Here is a 5,724-nt window from a genome sequence, read left to right as displayed (position 1 = left end):
CCACGCCTTCTTCGTTCCGTCTTTAAGCGTTTCAACATAAATGATGTCACTGCCGTGATTATAGGCAGTCAATTCTATAGCGTTTGGATCGAGTTGAAAAGCCGCCCTGGAACCACCCTCCTGAAGATAAATAACTCCTTCAAAAGAAGCATCTGCGGGAATATAAGAAGGGCGCTGTGTGTTGGTGTTGAGCAGGAAATCCCCGTTCCAACCCGGTTTCATGTCCTTAATCAATTCCGCGGTGGCGTCATTTTGAGTTCCTTGCTGGATGCCGCTCTGACCCGCGGGGGCTTCCCACCGGCCGGTCGCCAAAAATGTTTTGATCACCGCGAGCAGAGAATCAACCTTTGCTTCGGCAAAAATAACATCGGCTCTGTCGCTGTTTTCAAAATCACTCTTATAATATTCTTCCCACTTTTTCGCCTGTTCAATTTCTTTTTTCGCCTGCAATAAGTCCCGTTGAAGCTGTTGTGCTTCTTCCCGCGAAACCGGTGGCGTTGATGTTCTGTTAACAATTGGGTCTGTCATTTGAGTACCCCTTCCGTTTCTTCCGAACCGCCATTTTGGGCTTGGAAGAATTCCCATTCGTTAAAGAAAGCTTGAGAAGTTTTCGCCCACTCTTCATATTGTTTGCCATATTCCCAATCTTCGGGTTTTACATCGCCCTCCACGGCAAGAGGATCTCTGCGAATCACTTTTTCTTTGATATCCGTGTTCATTTTGTTCATGTTCGTTCCAATTTGCTGAGCCGAATCCCCGTCGGTATCTACCTGCATTCCGCCCGGGGTATCATTTTGCTGATGAGTGAATTTCATATTGGCAGGGCCTGAATAATAATCGTCATTCACTCCGTCATGCGTATCTTTATTAGCTCTCTGTGGATCGGAATCTTCTCCATTGAGGATATTAACTTGTTTTGAATTTTTGCCGATGTGTACAAAAATACCTTGATTGATGCTGGAAGTGTTGTTCACATGGTTATCGAGATAAATGTTAGTGTCGTCGTCGAACTTGCCATTGTCTTCCTGCCAGAAAAAAGAAGCGCTTTTGACAGCAATGTCGCCGCCGCCGGAATAGACAAAATTGCGTCCCGAACCGGCATCTACATAGGTGCCATAAGCAGGGTTGTCGGGCGTAATCTCCTTTGCACCAATGGGAAGTAATTCACGAATCTGTTTTTCATCAGGTGGGGGCACAACGATAATGTCGTTATTTTGCGTTCCGGTAATGGACCCTCTAAAACCGATGATAGCCACACCCGTGATGGATTCTCTGAATTGAGGATTGTTGGTGGAGTCATTGGGAAGATAGACTCCGCGGCTGGCGACAGTTTGGCGTTCGGCATTATAACCAAATTTGCCGGCAAGAGAAGGGTCATTGCCTGTTGGGGATAAAAATCCACCAGAAAGTGTAAAGTTGCCGGCCGCTCTGCTCCGTTGAAGATTTTCTCCCTCGGCTCCGGGATCGCCCAGAAATTCGCCTGTGTTGTGGTCATAAGCTTCCGGAGGAATTCCCAGTGCTTTATAGAATGCTTCAATTTCCTGAGTATTGCCGGGAAGCGCCTGCAAGATTTTTGATGTGAGAGATAAGTCAGAAGCATCAATTTCAATGGGACTAATTCTGTTGGAGTGTTTGATAAATTTATCATCGGCTGTTTTTCCGGAAGTCAGTGACACACCCACCGATGTTGCGGCGATATAGTTGGTATCGGTAACAGCGAGAGGAGAGCCCGTGTCCGTTGTTGTGCCTTCCACGCGGATGATGGCAATCGTTTCATCGTCCTTGTTTTTATATTCAATATAAACGTGTCCGGCATCGAGTTCTTTTCCATTATAAGTGATTGGTTCCGAGGAAACCTTTATGGAGGAGGCGCGAACAAAAACATATTTTCCACGCTCTTCGGCGGTAGGAGTTTCCTGACCAACCATTTTTTTCCCGTCTTCGCGGGTAACGGTGGTGAACGCCTTTAATTTATAGCGTGAGCTTTCGCCTTTTTTGGGTTCGTTTAATAAAATTGGTTTTCCGGTGGCCGGATCTTTTTCGACCCAAAATCCTTCCGATGCGACCATGTCAATCTGTGCGCCAAAAGTGCTGTCGGCAAATCCTTGTGCCGGTGGAGTTTTGATCTTCATGGCGACATCAAATTTTTTGTCTGCCTTGCCCGGATTCTGGTCGGCTTGTGCTCTGGAAATCAGCGAAACATTTTTTTCATCAATGAGAGCGGGTTCATAACGCATGTCGAGGTAGGGATCGACCGCGGGTTGCTTGGTTTTGGCGTTCAAAATAACTTCCTGTCCGGTCACGGGGTGTTTCGCCACAATAAAAGAATTTTCGGGATCATTGGGGTCTCCGATATAACCATCGCCATTTAAATCTTGCATGGGCCATGAATAAAGTTCGTTCTGATAGGTGGCTTTGTCTCCCTCTCTCAACGCTTCCGCCTTGCCAATTTCACCATTCACCTTGGCAATGGTTTTGGTCAGATCGTCAATTTTGGCTTGGATAGCCGCCGCTTCGGAAACGCTGAGTCCTCTTTGGATGAGGGCTTTTTCCAATTGCTCTTTTCTTGGAATCAAAAATTTATCGCGGACGGTTTTCATTTTTGTAATGAATTGATCCAAGAACATGCGCCCCTCAGGATGTTCCATCAACCATTCGTCCAAGGTGACAACATTGTTGGGAGCAAATTGATCGCCGGAGGGACCATTGGCACCCCCGATGGAACCTCCAAAGAGGAAGTCAATCGATTGGTCGTCAATCGGGGCGGTTTCCCGCGGAGCGGTTTCCTGAGTGGCCGGATCGCTTCCAGTGAAAATATCGGAGAGGTCTGACAAATCAGAATTGGATGAAGAAGTATCAACAGGAGGAGTATTATCACTCCCACCATTGGTAACCGTCGCCCGTGCTGTAGTTTTTATGATCTGCATCGCAGTATTACTGTGCAAATGGCTTGCCAAGAAGAGGCCGATAAACCGACAATTTCTTTTGTTAATTTATACAATGAAAACAAATAGTTAAAATACATAATCTACTGTCAATTTCTTGTCCCACCGTTGGACTTTGAACGATTTGGGGTTTCTTCCCCCCACCTTTGTGAACTTTACTCTTCCTGCGAACTTCTTAGTTTTGCCTCAATTTCGCGGTCGCGAATTTCCCGGTCGGCTTGATAAGCCTTGTCCAAATTGTGTTGGAGGGTTTTTAAGGCGCTATCAAGGGCATCAATGCGCGAAAAGACATCATAGGCTTCTTCGGGCTTTAAACGGCCTTCTAAGGCGATAGAGAGGCTATTACGCCGCTCCAAAAGATTTTTTCTAAGAGACAGATAGCGACTAATCACCCCGTTGGTTGTGATGGAGCTTTTACCCAATATGGGCATGGGACCCAGAATATCTTTTTCAAAATCCGGAATTTCGGGGACATCTGCAGCTTGTGTTGATTGTAATTGGTTTTGCTGTTGGAGGCCGCTGAACAAAAGATCCATTTCACTGACAGCGCGATGGGGGATGATCGTAGAATCTTGTTCCTCCAGCACATCCGCTTTTGCAGGCGCCGGTGTGTTGGTCGTGAGGGTTTTTGCTTTGGGGTCAAAGTGAATCGTCATTTAAACAGTCTCCTTCAGTTTTGAGATTAAACCCTCTAATTCTGCGATGGTTTCTTTTAGTTTTTCTCCCATCGGAAGATGGTCTTTATGGATTAAACCTTCACTTGAAAGTTGGGTAAAGAGTTTATGTTTGGTTTTCAAAGAGGAGAGAACTTCTTCTGGATTCGATGAAATATCGGGTTGAGTGGGGTTCGGAACAGGTGTTGCGACCTGTTCTGTTGGCTTATGTGAGGCGTTAGATACTTTCATGCACCGTCTAAGATGCAAAAAAGCGGCCAAGTTTAAAGCAATCTATTAAAGGAAGAGAAACAAACTTGGGGTCTCAAGACCCCTCATCCTGTTTAAGTTTTCCTTCTTATCCATTCTTCAAAAAAGGGATCTGAAAAGGAATAACCGGATGAGCGCAGATGTATTATTGAACCTCTGGTTTTAAAAGCGATCTTGTTAAAACGACGGGTAGCCGTTGCCGGATTCATTGAGAGCGGTTCACAAAATTTCGGACTGGAAACCGCAAACTCCTTGGCCCGAGCCAATCTCTGCAAAAGCGCCTGATCCTTGGCATCTCCTATTGCCTGCCACATTTGCAGATACAATTCATCGTTGGAATCTATCTCCATTACAATAATATTTTTCACGGCATCCATAGAAACAATGTCCGCACTCTCCGGCAGGAAATTCCATACGGCCGATGCCAAATGCTGAATATTGGCGGGGATATCTCCTCCCCATTCACAAATAAATGTGCAAGTATCTTCTTTAATCGTGATTTTCCGGGTTGCAAATTTTTTCTGAATAAAGTGGATAAATTCATTGCGTGCTATTGAGCCAAGATGAAATTTCACTGCTGAGTTAAAAAATTTCTCCTTTGGCGAACTGAAAAGCTGGTTAAGAATTCCCATTTCACTGCCCATAAAAACATAGGTTATCCTGTCATGGTGTTGAAATGCCGCCCTCATTTCCGATATAAGATTCATGCCGTCCAAATCTCTGGCAATTTGAAACTCATCGAAACAAATCAAAAAACGCCGTTTATGACTTTCGGCAAGATGTTGCGGCAGATTGAGTATCTCCGGAATTGTCCGTTGAGAAACAGTGCCGGGCCCCTTCCAATTAATTGATGCCGTGGGCGAACCATCATCAGACAGCTGTATATCAAGGCCGAACCCTTTGAGGCCTGACTTCAAAAAATCAATGGCACGCCTTGAGACAGATGTTTTTTGAGTAAAAACATCTCCATACCGTTCAATAAATGATTTTATCGATGTGATTGGATCGAGGTTGAAATAAAAGGCGTCGATATTCTTTGTTGCAATTTCCTTGAAACAATTCATCAATAGCGACGTCTTGCCAATTCTTCTATCGCCCGTGATGAGGACGTTATTCCTGTCTTGCAGAAGTTTCAGGAGTTTTTGTTTTTCTTTGACACGATTAAAAAAATCTCCGTTTCCTACAACTTTTCCATAAACAAACGGATTATTATGTGTCGGACTTTTTCCCATGCTTCAATCCTATATTTTCATGCAAAAAATGCAATGCAAAAAATGCATGATTTAATATAGGACCTTGGTTTACAAGAAGGGCTAGGTGCCTTCTTGCCACGAGGCCAGATATTTTTCCTGGTCGGGTGTCAGGTGATCGACTTTGGCGCCGATTGCCTCGAGTTTCAGTTTGGCAATTTTGCTGTCGATAGCCTGTGGCACGGGATAGACTTTCTTTTCCAGTTTGGCGGCATTGGCTACCAAATATTCCGCGCATAGGGCCTGATTGGCAAAACTCATATCCATCACGCTGGAAGGGTGACCCTCCGCGGCGGATAAATTGACGAGACGTCCTTCGGCCAACAGATTAACTCTTCTGCCGCCGGACAATTTATATTCTTCAACAAAAGGACGAATGGTTCTCTTCGAAGAAGCCAATTTTTCAAGGTCTTCAATGGCGATTTCGATATTGAAATGGCCCGAGTTGGAAACAATGGCGCCATCTTTCATTTTTTCGAAATGTTCTTTGCGGATGACGTGTTTGTTTCCGGTTACGGTGCAGAAAAAATCACCAAGAGGGGCGGCCTCGGTCATGGTCATGACGCGGAAACCGTCCATCAATGCTTCCAGAGCTTTCAATGGATT

General features: G+C 45.1%; 6 protein-coding genes. All 6 read right to left on the bottom strand.

Going from position 1 to position 5,724, the window contains the following annotated elements:
* Window positions 1-528 (bottom strand): hypothetical protein (locus HY877_04975; GenBank protein MBI5299629.1); only part of this gene is annotated, 528 nt, incomplete at its 3' end.
* On the bottom strand, window positions 525-2,927 hold the full coding sequence (locus tag HY877_04970) for a hypothetical protein (protein ID MBI5299628.1): 2,403 nt from the start codon (window positions 2,925-2,927) through the stop codon (window positions 525-527). The genes HY877_04970 and HY877_04975, both read right to left, overlap by 4 nt.
* Before the next feature lie 173 nt (window positions 2,928-3,100).
* Window positions 3,101-3,601, bottom strand: coding sequence for a hypothetical protein (locus HY877_04965; GenBank protein ID MBI5299627.1), 501 nt, complete (start codon window positions 3,599-3,601; stop codon window positions 3,101-3,103).
* Entirely contained in the window at window positions 3,602-3,850 is a 249-nt protein-coding gene (locus HY877_04960; GenBank protein ID MBI5299626.1) for a hypothetical protein, read from the bottom strand.
* Window positions 3,851-3,942: 92 nt separating this feature from the next.
* Window positions 3,943-5,100 carry an ATP-binding protein gene (locus HY877_04955; GenBank protein MBI5299625.1) on the bottom strand — a complete coding sequence of 386 codons (1,158 nt, stop codon included), beginning with the start codon at window positions 5,098-5,100 and terminating at the stop codon, window positions 3,943-3,945.
* Between the two features lie 81 nt (window positions 5,101-5,181).
* Window positions 5,182-5,724, bottom strand: a 543-nt coding sequence (locus HY877_04950; protein MBI5299624.1) for an adenosylhomocysteinase, incomplete at its 5' end; no start/stop codon positions are given.

It is taken from the genome of Deltaproteobacteria bacterium, from assembly GCA_016213065.1.
In the GTDB taxonomy this organism is placed as follows: Bacteria; UBA10199; UBA10199; order SPLOWO2-01-44-7; family SPLOWO2-01-44-7; genus JACRBV01.
Note: the sequence above shows the minus strand (reverse complement) of the source record. Positions and strands in the feature narration are given on the sequence as shown.

Bases quoted from the DNA above. Each gene is read 5' to 3' on its own strand.
- HY877_04970 (MBI5299628.1), bottom strand. From the start codon at position 2,927: ATGCAGATCATAAAAACTACAGCACGGGCGACGGTTACCAATGGTGGG.
- HY877_04965 (MBI5299627.1), bottom strand. From the start codon at position 3,601: ATGACGATTCACTTTGACCCCAAAGCAAAAACCCTCACGACCAACACA.
- HY877_04960 (MBI5299626.1), bottom strand. From the start codon at position 3,850: ATGAAAGTATCTAACGCCTCACATAAGCCAACAGAACAGGTCGCAACA.
- HY877_04955 (MBI5299625.1), bottom strand. From the start codon at position 5,100: ATGGGAAAAAGTCCGACACATAATAATCCGTTTGTTTATGGAAAAGTT.